This is a genomic window from Pseudarthrobacter sp. WHRI 8279, assembly GCF_040224115.2.
GTDB lineage: Bacteria > Actinomycetota > Actinomycetes > Actinomycetales > Micrococcaceae > Arthrobacter.
Map to the genome: position 1 here is coordinate 1,478,779 of NZ_CP168162.1, position 25,617 is coordinate 1,504,395.

General features: G+C 65.1%; 25 protein-coding genes, 2 tRNA genes and 1 other RNA gene. 13 read left to right on the top strand and 15 right to left on the bottom strand.

All coding sequences use genetic code 11. From position 1 onward, the window contains the following. Positions 1 to 10 precede the first annotated feature (10 nt). Entirely contained in the window at positions 11 to 1,099 is a 1,089-nt protein-coding gene (locus ABRP28_RS06675; RefSeq protein ID WP_350002523.1) for a LacI family DNA-binding transcriptional regulator, read from the top strand. A gap of 2 nt (positions 1,100 to 1,101) precedes the next feature. After that, a complete protein-coding gene (locus ABRP28_RS06680) occupies positions 1,102 to 1,875 on the top strand; it encodes an alpha/beta hydrolase (protein WP_350002524.1) in 774 nt (257 codons plus the stop codon). Here ABRP28_RS06680 and ABRP28_RS06685 read toward each other — a convergent pair. Beyond that, entirely contained in the window at positions 1,872 to 2,789 is a 918-nt protein-coding gene (locus ABRP28_RS06685; protein ID WP_350002525.1) for an aldose 1-epimerase family protein, read from the bottom strand. The two genes, ABRP28_RS06680 and ABRP28_RS06685, sit on opposite strands and share 4 nt — an antisense overlap. A 144-nt stretch (positions 2,790 to 2,933) precedes the next feature. On the opposite strand from ABRP28_RS06685, the gene ABRP28_RS06690 reads away from it, so the two are divergent. Next, a complete protein-coding gene (locus ABRP28_RS06690; RefSeq protein ID WP_350002526.1) occupies positions 2,934 to 3,638 on the top strand; it encodes a DNA alkylation repair protein in 705 nt (234 codons plus the stop codon). Here ABRP28_RS06690 and mptB read toward each other — a convergent pair. Beyond that, positions 3,631 to 5,187 (bottom strand): polyprenol phosphomannose-dependent alpha 1,6 mannosyltransferase MptB, encoded by a 1,557-nt coding sequence (gene mptB / locus ABRP28_RS06695; RefSeq protein ID WP_350002527.1) that lies wholly within the window; start codon positions 5,185 to 5,187, stop codon positions 3,631 to 3,633. The genes ABRP28_RS06690 and mptB overlap by 8 nt on opposite strands. Before the next feature lie 147 nt (positions 5,188 to 5,334). Here mptB and orn point away from each other — a divergent pair, with 147 nt between their 5' ends. The 3 genes from orn (at position 5,335) to def (ending at position 6,860) form a co-directional block, all read left to right on the top strand. Beyond that, entirely contained in the window at positions 5,335 to 5,958 is a 624-nt protein-coding gene (gene orn / locus ABRP28_RS06700) for an oligoribonuclease (protein WP_350002528.1), read from the top strand. A 128-nt stretch (positions 5,959 to 6,086) separates the two neighbouring features. Next, positions 6,087 to 6,159, top strand: a tRNA-His gene (locus tag ABRP28_RS06705). A gap of 128 nt (positions 6,160 to 6,287) precedes the next feature. Next, entirely contained in the window at positions 6,288 to 6,860 is a 573-nt protein-coding gene (gene def / locus ABRP28_RS06710; RefSeq protein WP_350002529.1) for a peptide deformylase, read from the top strand. Between the two features lie 82 nt (positions 6,861 to 6,942). Here def and ABRP28_RS06715 read toward each other — a convergent pair whose 3' ends face one another. The 5 genes from ABRP28_RS06715 to rnpB all read right to left on the bottom strand — a co-directional run bounded on the left by ABRP28_RS06715 (position 6,943) and on the right by rnpB (position 10,857). After that, positions 6,943 to 7,740, bottom strand: coding sequence for an HNH endonuclease family protein (locus ABRP28_RS06715; protein WP_350002530.1), 798 nt, complete (start codon positions 7,738 to 7,740; stop codon positions 6,943 to 6,945). A 114-nt stretch (positions 7,741 to 7,854) separates the two neighbouring features. Further along, positions 7,855 to 8,064 carry a hypothetical protein gene (locus tag ABRP28_RS06720; protein WP_350002531.1) on the bottom strand — a complete coding sequence of 70 codons (210 nt, stop codon included), beginning with the start codon at positions 8,062 to 8,064 and terminating at the stop codon, positions 7,855 to 7,857. 75 nt (positions 8,065 to 8,139) lie between these two features. Further along, a complete protein-coding gene (locus tag ABRP28_RS06725) occupies positions 8,140 to 9,618 on the bottom strand; it encodes a glyceraldehyde-3-phosphate dehydrogenase (protein WP_350002532.1) in 1,479 nt (492 codons plus the stop codon). Positions 9,619 to 9,873: 255 nt separating this feature from the next. Next, the gene (locus ABRP28_RS06730) at positions 9,874 to 10,419 is read right to left on the bottom strand and encodes a TspO/MBR family protein (protein ID WP_350002533.1); all 546 of its coding nucleotides are present in this window, start codon (positions 10,417 to 10,419) and stop codon (positions 9,874 to 9,876) included. 46 nt (positions 10,420 to 10,465) lie between these two features. Continuing rightward, positions 10,466 to 10,857: RNase P RNA component class A (gene rnpB / locus ABRP28_RS06735), an RNA gene on the bottom strand. Positions 10,858 to 10,913: 56 nt separating this feature from the next. Between rnpB and ABRP28_RS06740 the strand changes: the two genes are divergently transcribed. Then, a complete protein-coding gene (locus tag ABRP28_RS06740; protein WP_350002534.1) occupies positions 10,914 to 11,678 on the top strand; it encodes a peroxide stress protein YaaA in 765 nt (254 codons plus the stop codon). A 79-nt stretch (positions 11,679 to 11,757) separates the two neighbouring features. On the opposite strand, the gene ABRP28_RS06745 is transcribed toward ABRP28_RS06740, so the two are convergent. Then, entirely contained in the window at positions 11,758 to 12,495 is a 738-nt protein-coding gene (locus ABRP28_RS06745) for a C4-type zinc ribbon domain-containing protein (RefSeq protein ID WP_350002535.1), read from the bottom strand. 112 nt (positions 12,496 to 12,607) lie between these two features. Then, complete coding sequence (locus ABRP28_RS06750; protein ID WP_374152940.1) at positions 12,608 to 13,573, bottom strand: Nif3-like dinuclear metal center hexameric protein; 966 nt, start codon at positions 13,571 to 13,573, stop codon at positions 12,608 to 12,610. Between the two features lie 101 nt (positions 13,574 to 13,674). Between ABRP28_RS06750 and msrA the strand changes: the two genes are divergently transcribed. The 3 genes from msrA (at position 13,675) to epsC (ending at position 15,823) form a co-directional block, all read left to right on the top strand. Then, complete coding sequence (gene msrA / locus ABRP28_RS06755; protein ID WP_350002536.1) at positions 13,675 to 14,199, top strand: peptide-methionine (S)-S-oxide reductase MsrA; 525 nt, start codon at positions 13,675 to 13,677, stop codon at positions 14,197 to 14,199. 64 nt (positions 14,200 to 14,263) lie between these two features. Next, positions 14,264 to 15,199: a cysteine synthase A gene (gene cysK / locus ABRP28_RS06760; RefSeq protein WP_231457723.1), complete on the top strand. Its 936-nt coding sequence runs from the start codon at positions 14,264 to 14,266 to the stop codon at positions 15,197 to 15,199. Positions 15,200 to 15,238: 39 nt separating this feature from the next. Further along, the gene (epsC, locus tag ABRP28_RS06765) at positions 15,239 to 15,823 is read left to right on the top strand and encodes a serine O-acetyltransferase EpsC (protein ID WP_350002537.1); all 585 of its coding nucleotides are present in this window, start codon (positions 15,239 to 15,241) and stop codon (positions 15,821 to 15,823) included. A 108-nt stretch (positions 15,824 to 15,931) separates the two neighbouring features. Here epsC and gndA read toward each other — a convergent pair whose 3' ends face one another. Continuing rightward, positions 15,932 to 17,368, bottom strand: coding sequence for an NADP-dependent phosphogluconate dehydrogenase (gene gndA, locus ABRP28_RS06770; RefSeq protein ID WP_231457721.1), 1,437 nt, complete (start codon positions 17,366 to 17,368; stop codon positions 15,932 to 15,934). A 200-nt stretch (positions 17,369 to 17,568) separates the two neighbouring features. On the opposite strand from gndA, the gene ABRP28_RS06775 reads away from it, so the two are divergent. Continuing rightward, entirely contained in the window at positions 17,569 to 18,294 is a 726-nt protein-coding gene (locus tag ABRP28_RS06775; protein ID WP_350002538.1) for an FCD domain-containing protein, read from the top strand. 235 nt (positions 18,295 to 18,529) lie between these two features. Here ABRP28_RS06775 and ABRP28_RS06780 read toward each other — a convergent pair whose 3' ends face one another. The 5 genes from ABRP28_RS06780 to ABRP28_RS06800 all read right to left on the bottom strand — a co-directional run bounded on the left by ABRP28_RS06780 (position 18,530) and on the right by ABRP28_RS06800 (position 20,971). Beyond that, complete coding sequence (locus tag ABRP28_RS06780; RefSeq protein WP_350002539.1) at positions 18,530 to 18,820, bottom strand: hypothetical protein; 291 nt, start codon at positions 18,818 to 18,820, stop codon at positions 18,530 to 18,532. 129 nt (positions 18,821 to 18,949) lie between these two features. Then, positions 18,950 to 19,022 (bottom strand) — tRNA-Val (locus ABRP28_RS06785). 111 nt (positions 19,023 to 19,133) lie between these two features. Next, the gene (locus tag ABRP28_RS06790; RefSeq protein WP_350002540.1) at positions 19,134 to 20,054 is read right to left on the bottom strand and encodes an NAD-dependent protein deacetylase; all 921 of its coding nucleotides are present in this window, start codon (positions 20,052 to 20,054) and stop codon (positions 19,134 to 19,136) included. Positions 20,055 to 20,060: 6 nt separating this feature from the next. Further along, positions 20,061 to 20,555, bottom strand: a complete 495-nt coding sequence (locus ABRP28_RS06795; RefSeq protein WP_350002541.1) for a peroxiredoxin — start codon at positions 20,553 to 20,555, stop codon at positions 20,061 to 20,063. After that, positions 20,552 to 20,971 carry a DUF3052 domain-containing protein gene (locus ABRP28_RS06800; protein ID WP_174178227.1) on the bottom strand — a complete coding sequence of 140 codons (420 nt, stop codon included), beginning with the start codon at positions 20,969 to 20,971 and terminating at the stop codon, positions 20,552 to 20,554. Before ABRP28_RS06800 ends, ABRP28_RS06795 begins: the two co-directional genes overlap by 4 nt. Positions 20,972 to 21,398: 427 nt before the next feature. On the opposite strand from ABRP28_RS06800, the gene aceE reads away from it, so the two are divergent. Beyond that, a complete protein-coding gene (gene aceE, locus ABRP28_RS06805) occupies positions 21,399 to 24,140 on the top strand; it encodes a pyruvate dehydrogenase (acetyl-transferring), homodimeric type (RefSeq protein ID WP_350002542.1) in 2,742 nt (913 codons plus the stop codon). Between the two features lie 153 nt (positions 24,141 to 24,293). After that, entirely contained in the window at positions 24,294 to 25,538 is a 1,245-nt protein-coding gene (locus ABRP28_RS06810; RefSeq protein WP_350002543.1) for a helix-turn-helix domain-containing protein, read from the top strand. Positions 25,539 to 25,617 lie beyond the last annotated feature (79 nt).

The following is a 25,617-nucleotide window of genomic DNA, read 5'->3' on the forward strand; positions in this document are numbered from 1 at the left end:
AGGAGATCCCGTGGCTGCAAGTACCCTGACCGAGGTGGCCCGGCTGGCCGGAGTCTCCCCCGCCACCGCATCCCGGGTCTTGAACGGCTCGGCGCGCAAGCCCGGCAAGGACATTGCGGACCGTGTGCGCCAGGCGGCCGACTCCCTCGGCTACATTCCCAATGCCCAGGCCCAGGGGCTTGCGAAATCCAGCTCGGGCCTCATCGGCCTGATCGTCCACGACATCGCCGACCCCTACTTCGCCGCCATCGCCAGGGGCGTCCAGGCTGCCGCCCGGGAACAACGCAAGATGGTGCTCCTGGCCACCACCGGCGGGGCCCCCGGCGAGGAGCGCGAAGCCGTTGCAGCCTTCGCCGCCCGGCGTGCGGACTCGATCGTGATCGCGGGCTCCCGTTCCTGCAGGACCGAGGACCAAGACGATAATGCTGAACTTGCGGCGGAGCTTGACCGGTACTGCCGCAACGGCGGCCGCGTGGCTGTGGTGGGGCACCCAGTGGTGGGCGCCACCGCTGCTGAGGGCTACCACGTGGTGGCCGTCCCCAACCAGGAGCTGGCAGGGGCCCTGGCCGGTGAACTTGCTGCCGGGTGGGACGGTGACTTCGTCATCATCGGCGGCCCTGAAGGCCTCCTGACATCCGACGACCGGGTCCGCGGCTTCCAGGAAGGCCTGGCCCGGGCAGGCCGCCCACCCGCCGAAATCCTGCGCACCGCATTCAACCGCGCGGGCGGCTATGAAGCCGGCCTCACCCTGGCAGCCAGGATCAAGGCCGGCGGGAAGGATGGTGAAGGGGCCGCGGCCCCAAAGCTGTGCATCTTCGCCGTCAACGACGTCATGGCCATCGGCGCCTCTGCTGCACTGCGCGCTGAAGGACTGCGGATACCCAGGGACGCCACGATCGCCGGCTTCGATGACATCGAGACCCTGCGGGACTTCCGCCCGGCGCTGTCCACCGTCCGGCTGCCGCTGGAGGAGATTGGCCGGCTTGCAACGCAGGCCACGGGACGCGCCACCGGCAGCAGCGATGCCGATGAGGACGAAGAGCAACCGACCGTCAGCGGTGAAGTGACACTCCGGCGCAGCACCGAGGCGGTGGCCTAGGCATGGCGGCCGCGCTGACCGCCGTCCCCGCATTCAACTCCGCCGGACCCAAGGGTGCCGGGACGAACAGGCCAGCCATCCTGGTCCTGCCAGGCGGCGGCTATGCCCGCCAGGCGGACCACGAGGCGGAGCCGGTGGCCGAGTGGCTCGCCGCGCTGGGAATCCATGCATTCGTGCTGAGGTACCGCGTTGCACCGGACCGGCACCCCGCACCCTTGGAGGACGCCAAGGAAGCCATGCTGCACATCCGCAACGGAGCCCACGGCATCGCCGTGGATTCGGACCGCGTGGGCGTCCTCGGATTTTCCGCAGGGGGGCACCTTGCCGCCACGCTGTCCACCGCCACGCCAACCGGAAGCACCCACCTGGACGTCCCGGAGGCCGTCCCGGCCCTAACGGTGCTGTGCTACCCCGTGGTGTCCTACACACAGTCCGTACACCAGGGCTCCGTGGACAACCTCCTCGGCAGCGCGCCGCCGTCGGACCTCCTTGCCCAACTCTCCGCCGAACGGCACGTGGGCGCAGCAACCCCTCCGGCATTCCTCTGGCACACGGCCGATGATGCCGCCGTCCCGGTCAGCCACAGCCTGGACTACGCGGGGGCACTCATGAGCGCCGGCGTTCCTGCTGAACTGCATGTCTTTCCCCGCGGGCGCCACGGCCTTGGCCTCGCGGTGGAGGAGCCCGGGCCGGACCAGTGGACACAATTGTGCGCCGCCTGGCTGGACCGTGCGGGCTGGACCTCCGGACCTTCTACAGCGGACAGCCCGAACTAGGGCAGCCCGGACAAGGCCAGTGCCCTGATGGTCCAGGACGCCGCATGCGACTCCCCGGGCTTGAGGTGGAGCAGGTCGGTCCCCGAGTTGAAGGCATCCGGCGGGCAGGTCATGGGCTCCACGGCCAGTCCCAGCCGGTCCGGCCCCACGGGCTTGTCCGCGGTGTGGACCTGGACCCAGGGCCACTCGGCGCCCCACTCCAGTTCCACGCCCGTTCCCGCTGGATCCTGCACGCGGACGCGGGCCATCCCCTGCTGGTCGCGTGAGACTCCGGTGAAAGCGTGGTCGATTTTCAAGGAACCGATCCGGCGGGGGCTGCGGAAGTCGAACTCATGCCGCTCCACACTCTTCATCCCCGTGGGAAGCAGCCGGTCCGGCGTCACCTCAAGGAATTCGGCTGCCGGCAGTTCAAGGATCCAGTCGTCCAGCTTTCCCTCCCCCGCAACCAGGTAGGGATGGGGGCAGGCGCCGTAGGGGGCGGTGGCCCGGCCAACATTGATGGCCTCTACCGTGCTGCGCAGCCCGTCAGGACCCAGCGAATAAGTAACGGAGACCTCAAGGTCCGACGGGTAGTGCGGGCCGGCTTCCACCCTGCAGGCAAGCACCACGGAGTCCGCGGCTGCCTGCCGCAACTCCCAGTCCAGTCCGGTTGCGAGTCCATGCAAGGCGGAGCCGCGCTCGGGTTCGTTGATCGCGGCTTCGAAGTCCTTGCCCGCGTAGGTGTACTTGCCGTCCGCCAGCCGGTTGGGCCAGGGCACGCAGATGACGCCCCGGTAGTCCGGGATGGGCCCCTCCGGAGCAAAGCCCACCACCAGGTCCCGTCCCTGGTGCCGCAGCTCGCGCAAAGCGCCCCCGCGGGTTGTGACCACCGCAGTGTACGGGCCGCTGGCGATGCTGAGTTCCGTGGATGGCATGGGGTTCCTCTTGGCAGCCGGTTCGTTGTTGTTAGCGCTAACCAGCCTAGCGTAAATCTTCTCCAGCGCGGATCTGCAGAACCGCCTGCTGCGGGAGCGCGGCGCCCACTGCTGCCGCTCCCCTGCGCTGGCTAAGGTTGCATCATGAACCACCGGGAGACGGTGAATGGCCGGGTACTCACTGCCGTCCGCACCGGCCTGCGGGAACGGGCCGATCCCGTACGGGCAGCCGGCGCGGGGGCCTACCTGAAATCCACAATTCCCTGCCTCGGGGTGCGCGTGCCCGAGGTACGGCAAATCGTTTCCGCGGCGGCGGCCGGGGCTCCGTTCGACTCACCGGAGCAGCTCCGGGCCACCGTCCTGGAGCTGTGGCGCGGCGCCGTCGCCAGGGAGGAGCGGTATGCCGCGATCGATCTCACCGCCAACCGCATGGTCAGCGGCGACATGCGGATGCTGCCTGTCTACGAGGAATTCATCCGCAGTGGCGCGTGGTGGGACCTTGTGGACGGCACAGTTGGACGGCTGTGCGGGCTTCTGCAGGCCAACCGCACCGAGATGACAGCAGTACTGCTTGGCTGGAGCACTGATCCTGACTTGTGGATCCGGCGGGCGGCCATCCTGTCGCAGCTCAAGGCGAAAGCTGCAACTGATGCCTCACTGCTGGCGCGCATAGTGGACGCGAACCTGGCAGACCCGGAGTTCTTTATCCGAAAGGCCATCGGCTGGGCGCTGCGCGAGTACGGCAAAACCGATCCTGCGTGGGTTGCCGCGTTTGTGGGTGCACACGCTGCCGCCATGAGTCCCCTGTCGCGGAGGGAGGCAGTCCGCCACCTGGCGCCTGTTAGATGACGGGGCGTTCGACGACGTTCTCGTGGGTCTTCCGGAACAGCCGGCGGGTGCGGGGATCCCAGAAGATCAGGTACAGGCCGAACAGCAGACCGGTCACCGCGGCAGCCACGCGGGCCATTGCGAGCGCAAATCCCAGGTCCTCGGTCTGCAGGTAGGGGAAGACTTCCAGCTGGTCCGAGATGGCGTAGATCATGAAGAAGGAGACAACAAAGTAGAGCGCCTTGACCTGCCAGTCGTTCCTGATTCCGGTCACGGCGAAGAGCGGTATCAGCCACACGACGTACCAGGACTGGATCATGGGAGCCAGGAGGACCACCGCGGCAAAGGCAAGGGTGAGGCGGCGTATCAGCCGGTCATGGTCCCCGCGGAAGATCTGCCAGGCGATGACGCCCACGGCCAGCAGCTTCCCGGCATCGGACACAAATCCCGCCAGGGTGGCGCCGTCGAGTCCGAACGAGTTGGCCAGTGAGGCGACCACCATGCCGATCAGCCCAACGGGCGCGTACCAGATGGAGATGCTTCCTGGCGCGGAGAGTCCGCTGATCCAGCCGAAGCCGAAACCGTTGACCATGCTCATTGCGGCCAGGATGCCCAGGCTCAGCGCTGCCGTCAGGCCCCAGAACGTGAACTTCCGGAGCCAGCCCGCGTCCTTGCCCGCCCACAGGAGACCAATGAACGGCAGGAACACGATGGTGATGGGCTTCACGGCGATGGAAAGGGTCACCAGGACAACGCCGCGGACAACCCTGTGCGTCGCGGAGTAATAGAGTCCGGCGAGCGCCAGTCCGATCATCAGTGCGTCGTTGTGGACGCTGGCGATAAAGTTCGTCAGGAACAGCGGGTTGGCGGCGGTGAGCCACAGGGCACGGTGCGGGTTGACGCCGTGGAGCTCAGCGAGCTTTGGAACGTAGATAACGCACAGGACAACTCCTGCCAGGGCCACCAGGCGGAACAGCATCACGCTGGCTTCGGGCTGGACGTTGGTGGACCAGACAACGAACTGCTCGATCCACAAGAAGAGCTGGCCGTAAGGAACGGGGGCTTCGGTCCACATCTTGTCCGCGCCCAGCTGGAAATAGTTGGACAGTGCCGAGATGCCGTTCTCGTACGGGTTGAAGCCCTCCACCATCAGCCGGCCCTGCCCGATGTACGCGTAGACGTCCCGGCTGAAGAGGGGCACGCTGAACATCATGGGCAGCCCCCAAGCCACCACTGCCATCAAGGTAGCTTTGCGGGCCTCGCCACCCCACACCCGGACCCTCTGCCCGAGCCTGAGCCAGGCGCGCACCAGGAGCATGCCTCCCACCGCCAGCAGGATAATCGAGAGCGCAACGCCGGCCGCTTCAGCACGCATCCAGATGAACAACGGCATCCGGCGGAGCTCCGACACCGGAGCCAGCCAGCCCACTCCCAGGGATCCGATCAGCATGAACATGGAGCCCACGAATCCGGCAAGGAGCGGGGAACGGGGATTATCCACTTCCGCACCGCCCGCTGCGGCAGTAGCGGCGGCCGCCGTCTCCCTCGTCGCAGGCACAGGCGCCGTCATCTCAGGAACGTCCAATCTTTCTCGTTTGCGGTTCCGCCTGGCGGGGAACCGGCCGGGGCGAGTCACCACGGGAGCGGCACGACCCGCCGCGTCTCCGAAATCCTAGCACCGGCCGGTGGCCGGGAGGTGAAACGGTAGGCTGGTCCGGTGCCTATATCTAACGAACGAATCGTCTGGATCGACTGTGAAATGACCGGTCTGGACATCAAGAACGATGCCCTGATCGAGGTGGCCGCCCTGGTCACCGATTCGGAACTGAACATCCTTGGCGACGGCGTCGATGTGGTCATCAAACCCGATGACGCCGCAGTGGCCCAGATGAACGACTTTGTCCGGGACATGCACACCAAATCAGGGCTCCTTAACGAGCTGCCGCATGGCAAGACGATGGCCGAGGCCGAAGCCGCCGTCATGGAGTACATCTCCAAGTGGGTCCCGGATCCGCGCAAGGCACCCCTGGGCGGCAACTCCGTGGGGACGGACCGCGTGTTCCTGTCCCGCGACATGCCCGCAGTGGTGGAGCACCTGCACTACAGGGTGATCGACGTCAGCACCATCAAGGAGCTTTCCCGCCGCTGGTTCGCCCGGGCCTACTTCCAGTCGCCGGCGAAGAAGGGCGGACACCGCGCCCTGGGGGACATCAAGGACTCCATTGACGAGCTCCGCTACTACCGCGAAGCTGTGTTCGTGCCCTCGCCAGGGCCGGACAGCGCCACAGCCCAGCGGATCGCCAAGCGCATCACGGCGGCCGGGGATGCACCGGAAGCGTAATCTGCGCCACCTTTCACGGATTTTTCCGTGAAATCGGCCAAAGTGGACAAAGCACCCCTGAAGAGCAGGTAAGCTATATGAGTTGCCTTTCCAGAGGGCCGGTTCGCCGGTAAATCTGCAGGCACATGGTGGGCTTAGCTCAGTTGGCAGAGCGCCTGGTTGTGGTCCAGGAGGTCGCGGGTTCAACCCCCGTAGCTCACCCTCACGGGACGGTATGTGCAGCCGTCCGCACAGGAGGCCGCACCGGATAACCGGTGCGGCCTCCTTCTTTTTTCACTGATCCTGCACATTTTTCTTTGCACGAGAAACCGCCGAAGGACCACCTGAAGATGACCGTTCTGCCAATCACCATCTGGGGAGAACCCGTACTGCACCGCCGGGCTTCCGAGGTGGAAGTCTTCGACGACGAACTGCGCACCTTGATAGCGGACATGTTCGAAACGAATGACGCCGCCAACGGCGTGGGCCTCGCGGCACCCCAGGTGGGTGTGGGCAAGAGGATCTTCGTGTACAAGTACGCCAACGACGACGGCGCTCCCCCCACCGGCGTGGTGGTCAATCCCGTCCTGACCCTGTCCAAGATTTCCGGTGCCGTTCCGGATCCTGACGAGGAAGAGGAAGGGTGCCTGTCCTTTCCCAGCGGACAGTACCCGCTCAAGCGCGCCGAATGGGCCCGCGTTGAAGGGTTCGACGGGTTCGGGCAGCCGGTCAGGTTCGAGGCCACGGACTGGTTTGCCCGCGTCATCCAGCACGAATATGACCACCTGGACGGCAAGCTGTACGTGAACCGGCTCATGGACCGGTACAAACGCAAGGCCATGAAGCTGGCGAAGAAGAACGGCTGGGGTGTTCCCGGCCTGACCTGGATGCCAGGCGTGGATCCGGACCCTTTCGGCCACTAGGCCCGACGGCGGAGCGGCCCGGGCGCCTTGGCCCGGCAGCGGCCGTGCTTGAACGGTAATGCGATCCAGCCGCGGTTATGGCTCAGCGGGCGGCAACAGTCTGTTGTCCGGGGCAGGATCCCAGGACACGCTTCATGGCGTCCTTTTCCGCTGCGGTGACCCAGAGCCCGTAGGCTGCCTTCACCGAAATCTGGCGCGCCACATAGTGGCACCGGATCGACTTGTTCTTGGGGAGCCAGGTGGCGGCGTCGCCGGCGCCCTTCTGCTGGTTGGCCGGACCGTCGGCGGCGATGAGGTTAAGGGGATCGTTGGCGAGGCTCTGCCGCCGCCCCGCCGCCAGGGCCTGGGCGCCCTTCTGCCAGGCGTCAGACAGGGCGACCACATGGTCGATCTGGACTGCCCGGCTGCTCTCGGAACCGCGGCGGAAGTCCACAAACTGTGCGGTATAGGGCTCCTGGAACGACCCCGCGGCCACCCGGCATTTGGAGCCTTCCGTCATCACCACGGCAGTGAGGTCGCGCCGCAGGATGTCGTTGCGGGTATCGCATCCGTTCCGGTCCACGTCCTGCCAGGCGGGGCCAAAGGCTTCCCGGCTGTAGTCCGATGAGGCGGCCCGTCCCTTCACGGCCAGCCCTTCCAGGGCGGCCAGGGCAGTACCTGGGGGCACCGGGTGGACAGGCTCAACGGGTTTCATCCACGCCGGGTCAAAAACAGGGGCTTCGGTGGGGCCGGAAACGGCAGGTTCCGCAAGGGCGAACTGCCCTGCGGTGAAGAACCAGAACAGGGCCGCCAGTGCAGACACTGCCGCTGCTGCCAGGATTCCCCACGCCTGCCGGGAACGCCGGCGCGCCCGTCTGTATGAGGACCAGCTCACGGTCATGCGGTTCCTGGGCTTCCGGTGTTCTCATGCACCAGAAGAGCCTAGGACACCCGCCCGGCATGCCCGCCGATATCCACAGTGTTGAGGGCGAGTGAAAGGTCACACCGGGCGGGACTACTGCTCCCGCATCACCCTTCGAAGGTCTTCCTCGGCTATAGCCAGCAGCCCTTCCAGCTGGCGCACCCGGTCCGCGCTGGCGTCGCCCGTTTTGTACGCGGCCCGGGCGCCCTCAAGCAGCCGGACCGCCTCTTTGTGGTTGGCTTTGGCGACGTCAAGGGCGTGCTCAAGGGTTGTCTCGTGCTGAAGCGTCGAATCATTTTCCATGCCACCAGTGTGGTCCCGTTTCCCGGCTGATTCCAGCACCATCAGCCGGGAAATCGGGAGCGACCCGAAGGGAGCCTAGACAGCGATGGCAGCGAGGGCTGCTGCGCTTTCCTTCGCCGGGAACGACGGCGGGTTCACGCCTGCCATTTCCTCCATGACGCGGACCACCTGGCAGCTGTAGCCGAACTCGTTGTCGTACCAGACGTACAGCACCAGGTTCTTGTCGTTCGAGATCGTGGCAAGGCCATCAACGATGCCCGCGCGCCGGGACCCGACGAAGTCGGTGGACACCACCTCGGGCGAGTCGATGTAGTCGATCTGCTTGCGCAGCTCCGAGTGCAGGGACATTTCCCGCAGGTAGTTGTTGACCTCGTCCTTGGTGGTCCCGTTCTCCAGGCTCAGGTTCAGGATGGCAAGGGACACGTCCGGGGTGGGAACGCGGATGGAACTGCCGGTCAGTTTGCCAAGCAGCTCGGGGAGCGCCTTGGCCACTGCCTTCGCGGCGCCGGTCTCCGTGATAACCATGTTCAGTGCTGCGGACCGGCCGCGGCGGTCGCCCTTGTGGAAGTTGTCGATCAGGTTCTGGTCATTGGTGAAAGAGTGGACGGTCTCCACATGCCCATGGACCACGCCGAACTTGTCGTTGATCGCCTTAAGTACAGGCGTGATGGCGTTGGTGGTGCAGGACGCTGCGGACACAATCTGGTCCGTGTCCTCGATGGTGCCCTGGTTGATGCCGTGCACGATGTTCTTCAGGTCGCCCTTGCCGGGGGCAGTCAGGAGCACCCGTGCAACACCCTTGCTCTGCAGGTGCTGGGAAAGTCCTTCGGAATCACGCCAGCGCCCGGTGTTGTCCACGACCAGGGCGTTGTTGATGCCGTAGGCGGTGTAGTCGATGGTTGCCGGGTTGTCGGAGTAGATGACCTGCACCTGGACGCCGTTGGCCGTAATGGTGTTGGCTTCCTCGTCAATCCGGATGGTGCCTTCAAAGGAACCGTGCACGGAATCGCGGCGCAGCAGGCTGGCGCGCTTGGAGAGGTCGTTGTCCGAACCCTTGCGCACGACGATGGCGCGCAGCCGCAGGCCGTGGCCGCCGCCTGCCTTTTCGATCAGGAGGCGGGCCAGCAGCCGGCCGATCCGGCCGAAGCCGTAAAGCACCACATCGGTGCTGGTGCGGTCATCGCCGCCCCGCTTGCCTACGACGTCGGCCAGTTCCGCGCGGAGGAATTCTTCCAGGGTGGCGCCGTTGCCCTCTTCCTTGAACTTCTGGTTCAGCCGTGCAATGTCGATCGCTGCCGCTCCGAGCTCCAGGGTGGCCAGGGTGTTCAGGAGCGGCGCGGTCTCCTCCAGGAGGAGTTCGTCCTTGCTCATGCGGCGCGCAAAACGGTGCGCCTTGAGGATGTTCATAGTGGACTTGTTGATCAAACTCCGGCCATGGATGCTGGTCACCACGTTGTTTTCGCGGTACAGCCGGCCGATCACCGGAATCATGGCCTCAGCGAGGGCCTCGCGGCCCATCCACGTATCAAGACAAGAATCTGACGTCTGGCTCACAGAAATACCTTCCTCGGTTCAGCCGCATACGTCCTCGTACACGGTTGTCGGCCACCACATGTTGTGCAGGGGCACCTGCGCCCACGGGGGTCGGCCCCCGGGCGCCTGGATTACGCAAAGAAAAACCGCCGGCTGCGAACGCAACTCCGGCGGAGGAACTCCTGCGTCCGGATCCATTCTAAGTTGGCTGGCCTCCGCAAAACGGCCCCAGTCGAGTGAAATCACTCACAGGGAGGTCCGCCGCGGCGGGACCTGTCAATTGTGGATGGCCGAATAGAGATTGAGGCTGGACGAAAAAACCACCCAGGACAGATAGGGAAGCATCAACAGCCCCGCGGCAGGGCTGACCGGACCGAACCGCAGGATGAGGAACGCAACAGATATCCCCAGGCCGCCAATCACCAGGAAAGCCGTCCAGAGGGCAGCGGCGCCGAACAACGGAAACAGCCCGAAGAACGCCAGCGGCCACGCGGCGTTGAGCACCAGCTGGATGAGGTAGCCCGCCAGGGTGCCTCCCGTGAGGAACCCTTTGCGCCAGACCAGCCAGGCGGCCACCGCCACCGCGACGTACAGCAGCATCCACATGCTCCTGAACATCCAGCCCGGCGGCATCCAGGGGGCCTTTACCGACACCGCAAACCAGCCGCTGGAATGCAGGATGATGGGGACCGACGCGGCGGCCCAGGCGGCCACCGAAAGCGAAAAGAATCCGGTAAGGGCAAGAGCCTGCTGACCACGTCCGGGAAGCTGCTGCGGAGCGGGAGCACCGGGGTTGTCTTGCGGGTCATCATTTGCGGGCACGGTTCAGCATCCCCAACCCATCGTCCAAGGTCAAACCGGGAAAGAATGGATGGGTTGACCGATACGCCGGGTTCTGTGCTCCCGTTCCGTTACCGGCACGGGAGTAGCGGCCATCCATCTACGAACGCCGTTGCCGGCGCCCTCCAGCGGCCTACCCGGACACTCGGGCGGGCAGCCCTCAAACGTGTCCTGTCTGGCCTTGCTCCGGGTGGGGTTTACCTAGCCTTCCCGGTCACCCGGGAAGCTGGTGGTCTCTTACACCACCGTTTCACCCTTACCTGGTTCGTGCCGCTTTCAAACCGGCGCGACCCAGGCGGTCTGTTCTCTGTGGCACTGGCCTGCGGGTTACCCCGAGTGGGCGTTACCCACCACCCTGCCCTGCGGAGCCCGGACGTTCCTCGAGCCACTTGCGTGACGCGCGGCCGCCTGGTCAACCCATCCACCCCCAGTCTACCGGCGAGCCGGCACTTTCCTGCCGCCGGTAGGATCGGACGGTGCTGATTCTGCTTCCCCCTTCCGAAGGCAAGACACCCGCCGGCAGCGGTTCCGCCGTCGACTGGCCTTCCCTGAGCTTCCCGGAGTTGAACTCCTGCCGCGCCAAAGTGCTGGAGGCGCTGGGAACGGTGAGCGCCCACGAGGATGCGCTCGCGCTGCTGGGTGTGGGGGCATCGCTGAAGGAGGATGTCCGCCGCAACACCCGGCTTCATGCCGAACCGGCGGCTCCGGCCCACCGGATCTATTCGGGAGTGCTGTATGACGCCCTGGGCTACAAAACCCTTACGGCTGGGCAGCGCCGCAAGGCCAACGAGTCCGTGGTGGTGGTTTCCGCGCTCTGGGGCGCCATCCGTTTTGGCGACAGCGTGCCCGCTTACCGGCTGTCCATGGGCACATCACTGCCCGACGTCGGCCGCCTCGCCCCGTTCTGGAAGCCGCAGCTTAGCGGGGCCCTTGCCGCTGCAGTGGAAGGGCACCTGCTGGTTGATTGCCGCTCCAGCACTTACGCGGCGGCATGGGCGCCGCCGGCGGCGCAGACCGTCTCGGTCAATGTGTTTACCGACGTCAATGGAGTGCGCAAGGTGGTGAGCCACTTCGCCAAGCACACCCGGGGCGAACTGGCCAGGCACCTGCTGGTGCGGCGCGGAAAGGCCCCGGCAACGCCGTCGGAACTCCTGAAAGCGGCCCGCGAAAAGTGGGACGCTGAGCTGGTGGACGGTTCCGCCCGCAAGCCGCACGCTTTGAACATCGTCCTGCCGGGCTGAAACCCCGCCCCTCCCCAACTGAATCGCAGCAGATGTTGTTATGAGCGCTCATAACAACATCTGCTGTTACCTGGTTAGGTCAGGCCCACTCGTCGGACCGGACCAGGATGGCGCCGGAGTCCGGGCAAAAGACGATATCGTCGGCAGCAGCGGCTTTGATTTCAGCAAGGTCGCCCGGGCTGAGCTTCATGCCGGACGCCTCGGAGGTGCCGTGGAAGAGCCTGGCGGCGCCAACTCCACGCCTGGCCAATGTCTTTTCGTAGATCGCCAGCATGCCCGGCTCGAGGCCGGCAGCGAATTCGGTGCGCTGGGCGCGGAGACCGCTGGCTTCCGCCTCCACCGTGGCCAGTTCCGCGTCCAGTTCGGCGCGAATGGTACCGAAGGATCCCTGGATGTCGTCCACAATCCCCTGCTGCCGGGCCTGGGTGGCCCGCAGGGAATCAAGGCGCTCCATCACCTCAAGTTCAATGTCCTCCAGGTCCGAGCGCCGTTTGTTGAGTGAGGCAATGTCCTTTTGGAGGGCCACCAGGTCCTTGGACAGGCCGGTGCCGCTGTTCAGCCGGGCCTCATCCCGCTGGATGCGCGAGGCAACCTGTTCCACGTCCGCCTCGGCACGCTTGAGTTCGGCTTCGGCGTCGTGGACGGCAACTTTCGCCGCGCCCAGCTCACCGTTGGCCACAGAGAGGGCAGCTTGAAGGTCCCTGATGCGCGGATCGTTTTCCAGCGCGCGGCGGCGGTTACCAAGCGACTTCAGTTTGGCATCCAGCCCCTGCAGTCCAAGCAACTTCAACTGTTCCGCCGGTGCTGCCTTCGCCACTGTTACCTCCGCTTGGTCCCTTCCGGCCGGAGCCGGGCGCCTGGACGGCGCTTCCTAGACTCTAGCGCCTGCCCTGCTCCCCCGCCTCGCCGCTTACCCACCGGCTCCGGGCTCAGCCCGGGGTAAGGATGAAGTCCCAGGGATCGCTGTTGGTGGTGCTGACCTGGATTTCGACGTCGTGGCCCTGGTCGGCGAGGACGTTGCCCAGCGCGGCTGCGGCAGCAGGCAGCCAGAGCCACTCGCTGGCGAAGTGCGAAACGTCGATCAGGTAGGGCCTGCCGTTCAGGGAAGCCTCCCGCGCCTCCGACGCCGGATGGTGGCGGAGGTCCGCGGTGACGTAGACATCTGCGTTGCTGGCCCGGACCTCGTTGAAGAGCGAGTCCCCCGCGCCGCCGCAGACGGCAATGCGCCGCACCAGGCCGTCCTTGTCGCCCGAGACACGCACTCCCCCTGCCACGGAAGGCAGGATGCCAAACACCCGGGCTGCGAAGTCCCCCAGGCTGATGGCCTCGGGCAGGTCACCTACCCGCCCGATCCCCTCCTCCGGCAGGCCGTTTGCTGCCACGGTGAGCGGGGCCGCGTCCTGCAGTCCCAGGGCGTCGGCCAGGACATCGGAAACGCCGCCGACGGCGGAATCACCGTTGGTGTGGACCGTCAGGAGGGCTGTGCCGGACTCGATCAACCGGTGGACGGCACGGCCTTTGGGCGTGGTGGCAGCGACGGTGGTGACACCCTTCAGCAGCAGCGGATGGTGGGTAATCAGGAGTTCGGCGCCCCACTCCACGGCTTCTTCGATGACTTCCAGGGTGGGGTCCACGGCAAACATGACCTTCGTGACAGGAGTGGAGGGGTGTCCGGCCACCAGCCCCACCTCGTCCCAGTTCTCCGCCAGGGACTCGGGCCACAGTTCCTCCACGGCCAGGAGCATCTCGCCGAGGGTGGGCGCCTGGGGGTGCACGGCGGCGTCCCCGCCGGCCGTTTCCCTGCCGGCCGCCTCCTTGCCGGAAGGAGCCTCGCCGCCGCGAGGCCCGCCGTCGTGATTCTCGGGGCCGGTAACGTCGGTGTCCACAGGTTCCATAGTCTTAGTTTTACCCCATGGCACCGTCCGCGCCGCACGTTGACAGGCGGCGCCCGCGGCGTCCAGGGAATCATCCGGCGCCCCCAACCATTGAAGAGGTCATGAAAACTTTTGTTTTAGGCGGAGGCTGCTTCTGGTGCCTCGACGCTGTCTACCAGAAGACCAAGGGTGTCAGCGCCGTGGTGTCCGGCTACACGGGCGGCCATGATCCCAACCCCGACTATTACTCCGTGTGCAACGGCACCACCGGGCACGCCGAGGTGGTGGCCGTGACGTTCGACGAGGAGATCATCCCGGAAGAGGTGGTCCTTGACATGTTCTTTGCCCTGCACGATCCCACAACGCTGAACCGCCAGGGCTACGACGTGGGAACCCAGTACCGTTCCTCGATGTTCTACGAGACCACCGAGGAGAAGATACTGTTCGAGGAAGCGATCGACCGCAACCAGGCGCTCTGGACGCATCCGATTGTCACGGAGGTCAGCCGGCTGCCGCGCTTCCATGTGGCGGAGGACTTCCACCAGAACTACTACGCCAAGCATCCCGAGCAGGGGTACTGCCAGGTGATCATCAACCCCAAACTCGCCAAGGCCCGGAAATATTACTCTGCATGGCTTAACGCTTAGCCACCGTTACGCGGCCTCGTTAGGCTGACCTCAGTATTCACCCTTCAGAGATAGGCGTATGTACATGGCACGGATCTATGACGATGTAACCCAACTGGTCGGCGGCACTCCGCTGGTCAAGCTGAACCGGCTGAGCGAGGGGCTGGATGCCACCGTCGCCGTCAAGCTTGAGTTCTACAACCCGGCCAACAGCGTCAAGGACCGTATCGGCGTGGCAATCGTCGACGCCGCGGAGAAGTCCGGTGCCCTGAAGCCCGGCGGCACCATCGTTGAAGGCACCTCCGGGAACACCGGCATCGCCCTGGCCATGGTGGGCGCAGCCCGCGGCTACAAGGTCATCCTCACCATGCCCGAGACCATGTCCACCGAGCGCCGAGTGATGCTGCGCGCCTTCGGTGCCGAGATCGTCCTGACCCCCGGCTCCGAGGGAATGCGCGGGGCCGTGGAGAAGGCCCAGGAAATCGTGGCCAACACGGAAAACTCCATTTGGGCCCAGCAGTTCGCCAACGAGGCCAACCCCGAAATCCACCGAACCACCACGGCGGAGGAAATCTGGGCTGACACCGACGGCGCCGTGGACATCTTCGTTGCGGGCGTCGGCACCGGCGGAACCGTCACCGGCGTCGGCCAGGTCCTGAAGGAACGCAAGCCCGGCGTCCAGATCGTGGCGATCGAGCCCAAGGACTCCGCAATCCTGAACGGCGGCGCGCCCGGCCCGCACAAGATCCAGGGCATCGGAGCCAACTTCGTCCCGGAAATCCTGGACACCAACGTCTACGACGAGGTCCTGGACGCCACCCTTGAGGACTCAGTCCGCGTGGCCCGCGAACTCGGCGTCAAGGAGGGCATCCTTGGCGGCATCTCCTCCGGCGCCATCGTCTGGGGCGCCCTGGAGCTGGCGAAGCGCCCCGAAAACGCGGGCAAGCTGATCGTTGCCATTGTCTGCGACTTCGGCGAGCGTTACATCTCCACCGTGCTCTATGACGACATCCGCGGCTGATCAGGCCGCTGTTCGCCCGTTTCCTGTAGAAAGAACTCTGTGGGCTTTTTCGCAAGACTGAAGGAAGACCTCGACGCCGCCCGGTCGCACGACCCGGCGGCTCGAGGTTCTTTTGAGAACTTTTTCGCTTACTCCGGGCTGCACGCCATCTGGATCCACAGGCTGACGCACAGGCTGTGGCAGGATCCGGCGCTGCGTTTTCCGGCACGGCTGCTCTCGCAGCTGGGCCGGTTCATGACCGGGATCGAGATCCATCCTGGCGCAACCATCGGCCGCCGCTTCTTCATCGACCATGGAATGGGCGTGGTTATCGGGGAAACCGCCGAAATCGGCGAGGACGTGATGATCTACCACGGGGTCACCCTTGGCGGCCGGTCGCTCGCGCGGATCAAACGCCACCCCACCATCGGCGACCGCGTGACCATCGGCGCGGGAGCGAAGATCCTGGGCCCGATCACCATCGGCCGGGACAGCGCCGTGGGTGCCAACGCCGTGGTGGTCAAGGACGCACCGCCGGAATCGATCGTCACCGGCGTTCCCGCGAAGTGGCGCCACCGTGACGCCCAGCGCGAGACCAAGCCTGCGGTGGACCCGGCGGAATACGACATCGAATACCGCATCTGACGGTGGCGGCCGGCCCTTGGGCCGCCAGCAAAAAGCTGCACACGAAGAAAAGGCGGGCAGTTCCCGGATCACCGGAAACTGCCCGCCTTTTGCATACTGCAGCGGAACCTAGTGGGTGTCTACTGCTTCGATTTCGGACTTGTCCTCGCCCCAGAGGGTGTGGAACGTGCCTTCTGCATCGACACGGCCGTAGGTGTGGGCACCGAACAGGTCACGCTGGCCCTGGATGAGGGCTGCCGCGACCCGCTTGCGGCGCAGGCCGTCGTAGTACGCCAGCGAGGAGGAGAAGACCGGGACCGGAATTCCCAACTGGACCGCGGTGGCCACCACGCGGCGCCAGGCCGGAAGGGCTGCGGCAATGGCTTCCGTGAAGGCCGGAGCAAACAGCAGGTTTGCCGGCTTCTCGTCAGCGGCGTAGGCCTTGGTGATGTCCTTGAGCAGTTCGGCGCGGATGATGCAGCCGGCCCGCCACAGAGAGGCGATCTCGTCCAGCTTCAGGTCCCAGTTGTATTCCTTGGCTGCGGAGGTGAGCATGTCCAGGCCCTGGGCGTAGGACACCAGCTTGGAGGCGTAGAGCGCCTGGCGGACGTCTTCAACGAAGGTTTCGGGGATTTCGACGTCGGCCTCGTTGCCTGCCAGCAGTTCCTGGCCGAGCTTGCGCTGGGCTGCCTGGGAAGAGAGAGCGCGGGCGAACACGGATTCGGCGATGCCGGAGACCGGGGAACCGAGTTCCAGGGCCGAGATGACGGTCCAGCGGCCGGTGCCCTTCTGGCCTGCGGCGTCCACCACGACGTCCACGAACGGCTTGCCGGTCTTGGCATCCACGTGGCCCAGGACCTCGGCGGAGATCTCGATGAGGAAGGAGGACAGCTCGCCCTTGTTCCATTCGGTGAAGATCTTGGCCTGCTCCGCAGGCTCGATGCCGGCTCCGGAGCGAAGCAGGTCGAAGGCTTCGCCGATGACCTGCATGTCAGCGTACTCGATGCCGTTGTGGACCATCTTGACGAAGTGGCCGGCGCCGTCGGTGCCCACCCAGGCGCAGCACGGCTCGCCGTCGACCTTTGCGGAGATCTTTTCCAGCAGCGGGCCCAGTGCCTTGTAGGACTCCTTGGAACCGCCGGGCATGATGGACGGTCCGTTGAGGGCGCCTTCCTCGCCGCCGGAAACACCGACGCCTACGAAGTGCAGGTCCTTCTTGGCCAGGGCGGCTTCCCGGCGGCGGGTGTCCTCGTAGTGTGAGTTTCCGGCGTCGATGATGATGTCGCCAGGTTCCAGGAGGGGTTCAAGCTGTTCGATCACGGAGTCGACCGGCTTGCCGGCCTTCACCATGATGAGTACCCGGCGGGGCTTCTCGAGGGAGTCCACCAGTTCCTGCAGGGTTTCGGTGCGGATGAACTCGCCATCCGTTCCGTGCTTGGCCAGCAGGGCATCCGTCTTTTCGACTGAGCGGTTGTGCAGGGCGACGGTAAAACCGTTCCGGGCCAGGTTGCGGGCCAGGTTGGCGCCCATCACCGCGAGGCCGGTGACACCGATGTGTGCAGACATCAAAACTCCAATTCGTACTGTGCGATGGATGTGCAGTGGCTTCCAGTGCGCGGAAGCACGATGCAGACCGAGGGTCTGAATAAAGCATATATATTCCTGAGGTCACAGGAAAGTAACGCCCACGTAATGGAACAAAATGTGTCACTGGCCGTCAAGGACTGCTGCTTTCCCACCCACCTGTTCCCACTAGGCTTAGCTGCATGACCAGCAGCCTGCACCACCGTGCCATTGAGAACCTGGGCACGCGCATTATCTCGGGCGAGCTTCCTGCCGGTCACATCATGCTTGCCGAAAAGCTGGAGGCTGAGCTCAAGGTCTCGCGCTCTGTGGTCCGCGAGGCCGTAAGGGTGCTGCAGTCCCTCGGCCTCGTGGAAACCACCAAGCGGGTGGGTATCCGGGTACTCCCGCCAAGCCGCTGGAACCCTTTCGACCCGCAGGTGATCCGGTGGCGGCTTGCCAGCAACGCCCGGGGGGCGCAGTTGCGCTCCCTTGCCGAGCTGCGCTCCGCCGTGGAGCCGGCTGCTGCCGAGCTTGCCGCCCAGAACGCCCCCGCTCCGCTGCGGCTGGAGCTTGTTGACGTCGCCCATGCAATGCGCGACGCCGGCCAAAGGGGGGAAGTGCCACGCTTCCTTGAGCTGGACATCCAGTTCCATTCGCTGCTGCTTTCCGGATCCGGCAACGAGATGTTTGCGAACCTCTCGGGGCAGGTGGCCGAAACACTGACCGGCCGGACGGTGCATGGGCTGATGCCGGACCATCCGCACGAGGCTGCACTGCAATGGCACGTGGACGTGGCGGAGGCAATTGCCCGGGGTGACGCCGGTGCCGCCCGTGAGGCCTCCGACAAGATTATGAGGCGGACAATGTCGCAGATGTCCGATACCTGGACGGAACAGCCGCGGGTTTTCATCCCTGTGAACCGCTGACTCCGGTCCATATCCGGAGCATTGACCGGCTGTGGTATTCCAAACTCCTGGCCGGGTTGGATGCGAGACCAGGGGTGCATGAGGACACAGCAGGAAACGACTTTTTGTTTCCGTAAGTTCACGGTATATTCAATTCAGGCCCTCCACCGCGGCATCCCCCAATAGTCGCGGTGGAGGGTTTTCCATTGCGGTTTTCCATTGCCCTGGTGGGCCTGTTCCGGCCGGCGGGCCGCCCCTAGGCGGCGTCCGCAACCGACTCCCGAAGCCGCCAGCCCCCGCCCAGCCCGTCGCGTTCCAGGAGCATGGTGGTGAGGGCAGAGCCCGCATTCCGGCCCAGCCGGACCTGGAGCTGGAGGACCTCGATGTCCACCCTGCTGAACCCTTTGGGCATGCGGCGGCGCGTCTCCCACCAGTTGACGCGCTCGAACCACCTCACCGGCTCGGCACCCACAGCCCATTCCCTGCCGCTGCTGAGCACCGCCGTCGGCCTGCCGTCGGTGCCTGTCCTCACAATCACGTGTTCCATGCCTGCAAGCTATGGCAGGGGGCTGACATTCAAGCCGGACCGGGACAACAGGCAGGCAAGCCAGCACGCGACTGGGCAACAAAAACCCCGCACTTTCCGCCTGAAGGCGGAAAGTGCGGGGTTATCCAGTGGGTCCTACCGGGATCGAACCGATGACATCCACGGTGTAAACGTGGCGCTCTACCAGCTGAGCTAAAGACCCATTGTTGCCGGATCAGGCGCTGCTGCGCCCGGACCAACGAACATAGACTCTACCCGACGCCGGGCATAAATTGCGAATCGGCGGGCCCGCCCTGCCCAATCCGCTGCCGGGCTAGACCGGCGGGAGCTCAGCAGCGAGCCAGGTCAGCGATTCGCTGACGCCCGCTTCGAGCTTGACGGTCGCTTTGTCGTCCCCGCGCGTGGCCCCACGGTTGATGATGACCACCGGTTTGCCGTCCTTCGCCGCGTGCCTGACAAACCGGAGGCCGCTCATTACCGTGAGGGAGGAGCCCGCAACCACCAGCGCAGCGGCGTCATCGACCATACGGTAAGACGTTTCCACCCTGTCCTTGGGCACGTTCTCCCCGAAGTACACGAAGTCCGGCTTCAGCGTCCCTCCGCAGGCGGGGCACACAGCAACAACGAAGCTGCTGATCAGGGCCTGATCCTCCACCGTGGAATCGGCATCCGGCGCCATTTCCACCAGGCCGGATTCCTTCGCCCGGTCAAGGAAGCCGGGGTTCAGCTCCTCCAGCATTCCTGCGAGCAGGCGGCGGGAGTAGGTCCGGTGGCAGTCCAGGCACACTATCTGGTCATACCTTCCGTGGAGGTCCACCACATTGACGCTTCCGGCATCCTGGTGGAGCCGGTCCACGTTCTGTGTAATGAGGCCCGTCAGGTGGCCACGTCGTTCAAGTTCGGCAGCGGCGCGGTGTCCCTGGTTGGGATCAGCGTGGCGGAGGTGTGACCACCCGATGTGGTTCCTTGCCCAGTAGCGCTGGCGGTTCGCGGCAGCCTTGACGAACTCCTGGTAGGTCATTGGTGTCCGCGGCGGCGAGCCTGGTCCGCGGTAATCCGGAATGCCCGAGTCGGTGCTCAGGCCCGCGCCGGTAAGGAGGGCAAACCGGGCCCCTGCCAGCAGGTCCCTGATCCGTACCAGGACCTCCAGCTCATCGGCGGAAGGCAGGGCTGTGGGAACGGGCGGCATGCTGGCGAAGCCCGTGAGGCCCACGCCATGCCGCCGCTCAGCCATGATCCGTCAGGCCTTATCCAGCCCGGCCAGTGCCTTGCGGTACTCGCCGAGGTCCCGGGCCTGGCCTCGGGGGTTCACCACGGTGTAGCGGATGGTACCGCCGGCATCGATGATGAAGGTGCCGCGCTGCGCCATTCCGCTCTCGGTGTCGAAGACGCCGTAGAGACTTGCCGCAGCGCCGTGGGGCCAGAAATCCGCCAGGAGGTCGAAGGTGTACCCCTCCTGCCCGGCGTAGGCCCGCAGGGTGAACTTGCTGTCAACCGAGACCGCAAGGACAACTGCGTTTGTGTCTTCGAACAGGGCCAGGTTGTCCCTGATCTCACAAAGCTCGCCGGTGCAGATGCCGGAGAACGCAAAGGGGTAGAACACCAAAACCACGTTCTGGCCGCGAAGGGCGGATAACCTGACCGGCTCGCCGTACTGGTTGACCAGCTCAAAGTCGGGTGCCGGGCCGCCAACCGCGGGGACGGCAACGGAGGCAGCGGCAAGCGCTGCCGTCACTTGTTCTTCCTGCTCACCAGCCGCGTTGCGCTCCAGTCCTTGGACACGCCTGCCGACGTCGTCACGTGCAGTCCGGCGGTCGGCGCGGCCTCCTGGATATCCGCCGGGGAGACGTAACCAGTCCTTCCGGACTTGGGTGTCAGGACCCAGACGACGCCGTTTTCGCTGAGGGTGGTCAGCGAATCCATGAGGCTGTCCACCAGGTCCCCGTCGCCGTCGCGCCACCACAAAACGACGGCGTCCGCCACTTCGTGGTCGTCCTCGTCCAGCAGCTCGGAACCCGTGAGGTCCTCAATATCGTCACGCAAGTCGAAATCGACGTCGTCGTCGTAACCGAACTCCTGAATCAGATCCCCATTCTTGAAACCCAATTTTTCCGCCACATTTACCGAAGTGGCGGCGTCGGCCTCGCTCACGTGTACCTCCAATGCCTTTTTACGCGCAGTGCGCATAGTGATTTCCATTACTCCCAGCCAACACCCTTTGTGCCTGAGCTTCAAGCTGCCGCCCCCGTGATGAGGCATATTCTGCGTCACACCAGGATCCGCCAACCCGCAGCACAGCGGCTTTTCGTCACACAACCAGTATGACGGCGAAATACAACAGAGCCGCCCAAGCCGCGGCTACGCATCGCGTTGGGGACAGAGTTAGAGTGGCAGGTGACAACTATGCCTGCGGGGCAACAACCCTGTAACTCCAATGCAGACGTAGGAATGCTAGGACCCTGCCCGGCACACATGACCGGGCTGTTGTAACCGATACGTCGCACACGGCGTATGTACGCCGGGCGGTCACCCTGCCCGGCCTGAGTGCGCCATCAATGCGCGCAAAGAGAGGTTGGACGTGGCTGCAGGAGAAGATACCTCCCATATCCTCAGCGGGTTGACTAACCAGCTGCCTGATCGTGATCCGGAAGAGACTGCCGAGTGGGTTGAGTCCCTGGATTCGTTGATCAGGGAACAGGGTACTGAGCGTGCCCAATTCATCATGCGGAGCCTGCTGCAGCGTGCGGGTGCGCAGAGCGTCGGGGTGCCGATGGTGACCACGACCGATTACGTGAACACGATCCCGGTGGACCAGGAAGCCGAGTTCCCCGGGAACGAGGAGTACGAGCGCCGGTACCGGGCGTACATGCGGTGGAACGCCGCGGTGATGGTCCACCGTGCGCAGCGGGCGAACATCGGTGTGGGCGGGCATATCTCCACCTATGCCGGTGCTGCGACGCTGTACGAGGTGGGCTTCAACCATTTCTTCCGCGGCAAGGACCACCCCGGCGGCGGGGACCAGGTCTTCTTCCAGGGCCACGCCTCCCCCGGCATGTACGCCCGTGCGTTCATGGAAGGCCGGCTTTCGGAGGAGGACTTGGACGGGTTCCGGCAGGAAAAGTCCAAGGAAGGCCACGCGCTCTCGTCCTACCCGCACCCGCGGTTGATGCCGCACTTCTGGGAGTTCCCCACCGTGTCCATGGGCATCGGGCCGATGAACGCGATCTACCAGGCCCAGTCCAACCGGTACCTGCACAACCGGGGCCTGAAAGACACCTCTGACCAGCAGGTCTGGGCGTTCCTGGGCGACGGGGAAATGGACGAGCCCGAATCCCGCGGCCTGCTCCAGCTCGCCGCGAACGAGAACCTGGACAACCTGAACTTCGTCATCAACTGCAACCTCCAGCGCCTGGACGGCCCGGTCCGCGGCAACGGCAAGATCATGCAGGAACTCGAAGCGTTCTTCCGCGGCGCGGGCTGGAACGTCATCAAGGTCGTCTGGGGCCGGGAATGGGATGACCTGCTCGCCCGTGACACCGACGGGTCGCTGGTGAAGATCATGAACGAAACCCCCGACGGGGACTACCAGACCTACAAGGCCGAATCCGGCGGGTTCGTCCGTGAGCACTTCTTCGGGAAAGACCCGGCCACCAAGGACCTCGTCGCGGACCTGAGCGATGACCAGATCTGGAACCTCAAACGCGGCGGCCACGACTACCGCAAGGTCTACGCCGCGTACAAGGCAGCGACCGAATTCAAGGGCAAACCCACCGTCATCCTCGCCAAAACCGTCAAGGGCTACGGCCTCGGACCACACTTCGAGGGCCGCAACGCGACCCACCAGATGAAAAAACTCACCCTGGATGACCTGAAGAAGTTCCGCGACCACCTGCGGATCCCCATCACGGATGACCAGCTCGAAAAAGACCTGTACCAGCCCCCGTACTACCACCCCGGCACGGACGCCCCGGAGATCAAGTACATGATGGAACGCCGTGCAGCCCTGGGCGGTGCGGTCCCCGAACGCCGGTCCAAGCACGCCGAGATCACCCTGCCCGACGCCAAGTCCTACGAGGTCGCCAAGCGCGGCTCGGGCAAGCAGCAGGCCGCCACCACCATGGCCTTCGTGCGCCTGCTCAAGGACCTGATGCGGGACAAGAACTTCGGCAAGCACATCGCCCCGATCATCCCGGATGAGGCACGCACGTTCGGCATGGATGCGTTCTTCCCCACGGCGAAGATCTACAACCCCAAGGGACAGAACTACCTCTCGGTGGACCGCGACCTCGTCCTGGCCTACAAGGAATCCGCCCAGGGCCAACTGATCCACCCCGGCATCAACGAAGCCGGAGCCGTGGCAGCGTTCACCGCCGCCGGCACCGCCTACGCCACCCACGGCGTGCCCCTGGTCCCGGTCTACGTGTTCTACTCCATGTTCGGCTTCCAACGCACGGGCGACGCCTTCTGGGCCGCCGCGGACCAAATGACCCGCGGGTTCATCATCGGCGCCACCGCAGGACGGACCACCCTCACCGGCGAAGGACTCCAGCACGCCGACGGCCACTCCCCCCTGCTGGCCTCCACCAACCCCGCCGTGGTCACCTACGACCCCGCCTACGGGTACGAAATGGGCCACATCATCCGCGACGGCCTCGAACGCATGTACGGGCCGGACTCGGAAGACCGGAACCTGATGTACTACCTCACGGTCTACAACGAGCCCATCACCCAGCCCGCCGAACCCGAGGAACTGGACGTCGAGGGTGTCATCAAGGGCATTTACCTTCTTGCCCCGGCGAAGATTGACGGTCCCCGGACCCAGATCCTCGCCTCCGGCGTGTCCGTTCCCTGGGCCCTCGAAGCCCAGCGGATCCTCGCCGAGGACTGGTCAGTCTCCGCCGACGTCTGGTCCGTGACCTCCTGGAACGAACTGCGCCGCGACGGACTCGCCGCCGAAGAGGAAGCCTTCCTCAACCCCGGCGAACCCGCCCGCGTCCCCTTCATCACCCAGCAACTCGAAGGAGCCACCGGCCCCGTCGTCGCCGTGTCCGACTACATGAAAGCCGTCCCGGACCAGATCCGCCAGTTCGTCCCCAACGAATTCGCCACCCTCGGCGCAGACGGCTTCGGATTCTCCGACACCCGCGCAGCAGCCCGCCGCTTCTTCAAGAACGACACCCACTCCATCGTGGTGCGTTCACTGGAGATGCTCGCCCGCCGCGGCGAGGTGGATGCGCAGGCTCCGATCAAGGCGATTGAGAAGTACAGGCTTCACAACGTCAATGCGGGCACCACGGGCAACGCCGGCGGCGAGGCCTAGCCTGTTTCCTAGGTAAAGACGCGACGGCGGCTCCCTCCTAAAGGCGGGGGCCGCCGTCGTCCGTTAAGGCCCTGGGCCATGTGACGCAGGGCAAACCGGATTGTAGCCTTTGCACAAATGGAGGTTGGGGGACGCTGCCCGTATGCTCAAAGAATGCCAGCACCTGCCACCCCGTCCGCCAAGCGCAAACCGTCCACTCCGGGGGTCACTCCGGAGAAGTCGGAGACCCTCAAGAAACTGCGGGCAAACGTGGGCCAGCTGTCCACCACCACCATGCGCGAGCTGGAAAAGTCCCTGCCGTGGTACAGCCGGCTCAGCTCAGACGAACGCTCAGCGCTGGGCATGGTGGCACAAAACGGCATCGCGGCTTTCGTCACGTGGTACGAGAGGCCCAGCTCCCCGTCATGGATCCTGACCGACGTCTTTGGGACGGCACCCACCGAACTCACCCGCTCCATCAGCCTGCAGAAAGCGCTGCAGTTGATCAGGATCGTGGTGGAGGTGGTGGAGGACCAAGTTCCGGTCATTGCACCGGAGGCTGACCAGCCGTCCCTCCGTGAAGCCGTATTGCGCTACTCAAGGGAGGTCGCCTTCGCTGCCGCCGACGTCTACGCGCGTGCCGCGGAATCGCGAGGGTCCTGGGATACCCGGCTCGAGGCCCTGATCGTCGACGCCATCCTCCGCGGCGAAAACACGGACGCCCTGCGTTCCAGGATCGCGGCGCTGGGCTGGAAGGCCCAGGAGCGTTTCACGGTGATGGTTGGCAACTCACCTTCGGAGCCCAGTGCCAGCTACGTCAGCGAACTGCGCCGGATGGCCGGCCGGTACGCGGAGGACGCACTGGTAGGCATCCAGGGCGACAGGCTCATCCTCATCCTGGGCGGAGTCCAGGACAGGGAAACCGCGTATGTGAAGCTCAGCGAAATGTTCGCTCCCGGCCCCGTGGTCTACGGCCCCGAGTCCGGCTCGCTGCTGGAAGCCAGCGGATCCGCCCAGTCCGCTTTCGCCGGCCTGACAGCGGCGAGGGCGTGGCCGTCCGCGCCACGTCCCGTGGCTGCCGACGATTTGCTGCCCGAACGCGTCATTTCCGGGGACGACGCCGCCCGCCGTTCCCTGGTCAAGAACATCTACCGCCCCTTGCTGGCCGCGTCCAACGGGCTGGTTGAAACCCTGGGCACCTACCTGGAACTGGGGCATTCACTGGAGGCGACAGCGCGGGAACTCTTCGTCCACGCGAACACCGTGCGGTACCGTTTGAAGCGCGTCTGCGACGTCACGGGCTGGGATCCGCTCCTGCCGAGGGAGGCTTTCGTACTGCAGGCCGCGCTCGTTGTGGGCCGGCTTTCGACGCCGCCGAAAGCTGCGGCCGAACGCCAGCCGTCCCGGAATCAGCCCTGAGGCGTTGTAGACTTCCTACAACCTGACCCCGTGAGCTTGGTGCGGACAAACACCGCTGAATCACACAGTAATTTGGAAA

Excerpts from the sequence above, each read along its gene's own strand:
- ABRP28_RS06690 (WP_350002526.1), top strand. The coding sequence starts at position 2,934 with ATGAACCACCGGGAGACGGTGAATGGCCGGGTACTCACTGCCGTCCGC.
- ABRP28_RS06775 (WP_350002538.1), top strand. The coding sequence starts at position 17,569 with ATGACCAGCAGCCTGCACCACCGTGCCATTGAGAACCTGGGCACGCGC.
- cysK (WP_231457723.1), top strand. The coding sequence starts at position 14,264 with ATGGCACGGATCTATGACGATGTAACCCAACTGGTCGGCGGCACTCCG.
- gndA (WP_231457721.1), bottom strand. The coding sequence starts at position 17,368 with ATGTCTGCACACATCGGTGTCACCGGCCTCGCGGTGATGGGCGCCAAC.
- ABRP28_RS06715 (WP_350002530.1), bottom strand. The coding sequence starts at position 7,740 with ATGACCGTGAGCTGGTCCTCATACAGACGGGCGCGCCGGCGTTCCCGG.
- ABRP28_RS06680 (WP_350002524.1), top strand. The coding sequence starts at position 1,102 with ATGGCGGCCGCGCTGACCGCCGTCCCCGCATTCAACTCCGCCGGACCC.
- ABRP28_RS06720 (WP_350002531.1), bottom strand. The coding sequence starts at position 8,064 with ATGGAAAATGATTCGACGCTTCAGCACGAGACAACCCTTGAGCACGCC.
- def (WP_350002529.1), top strand. The coding sequence starts at position 6,288 with ATGACCGTTCTGCCAATCACCATCTGGGGAGAACCCGTACTGCACCGC.
- ABRP28_RS06780 (WP_350002539.1), bottom strand. The coding sequence starts at position 18,820 with ATGGAACACGTGATTGTGAGGACAGGCACCGACGGCAGGCCGACGGCG.
- ABRP28_RS06790 (WP_350002540.1), bottom strand. The coding sequence starts at position 20,054 with ATGGCTGAGCGGCGGCATGGCGTGGGCCTCACGGGCTTCGCCAGCATG.
- ABRP28_RS06750 (WP_374152940.1), bottom strand. The coding sequence starts at position 13,573 with ATGGAACCTGTGGACACCGACGTTACCGGCCCCGAGAATCACGACGGC.
- ABRP28_RS06685 (WP_350002525.1), bottom strand. The coding sequence starts at position 2,789 with ATGCCATCCACGGAACTCAGCATCGCCAGCGGCCCGTACACTGCGGTG.
- ABRP28_RS06810 (WP_350002543.1), top strand. The coding sequence starts at position 24,294 with ATGCCAGCACCTGCCACCCCGTCCGCCAAGCGCAAACCGTCCACTCCG.
- mptB (WP_350002527.1), bottom strand. The coding sequence starts at position 5,187 with ATGACGGCGCCTGTGCCTGCGACGAGGGAGACGGCGGCCGCCGCTACT.
- msrA (WP_350002536.1), top strand. The coding sequence starts at position 13,675 with ATGAAAACTTTTGTTTTAGGCGGAGGCTGCTTCTGGTGCCTCGACGCT.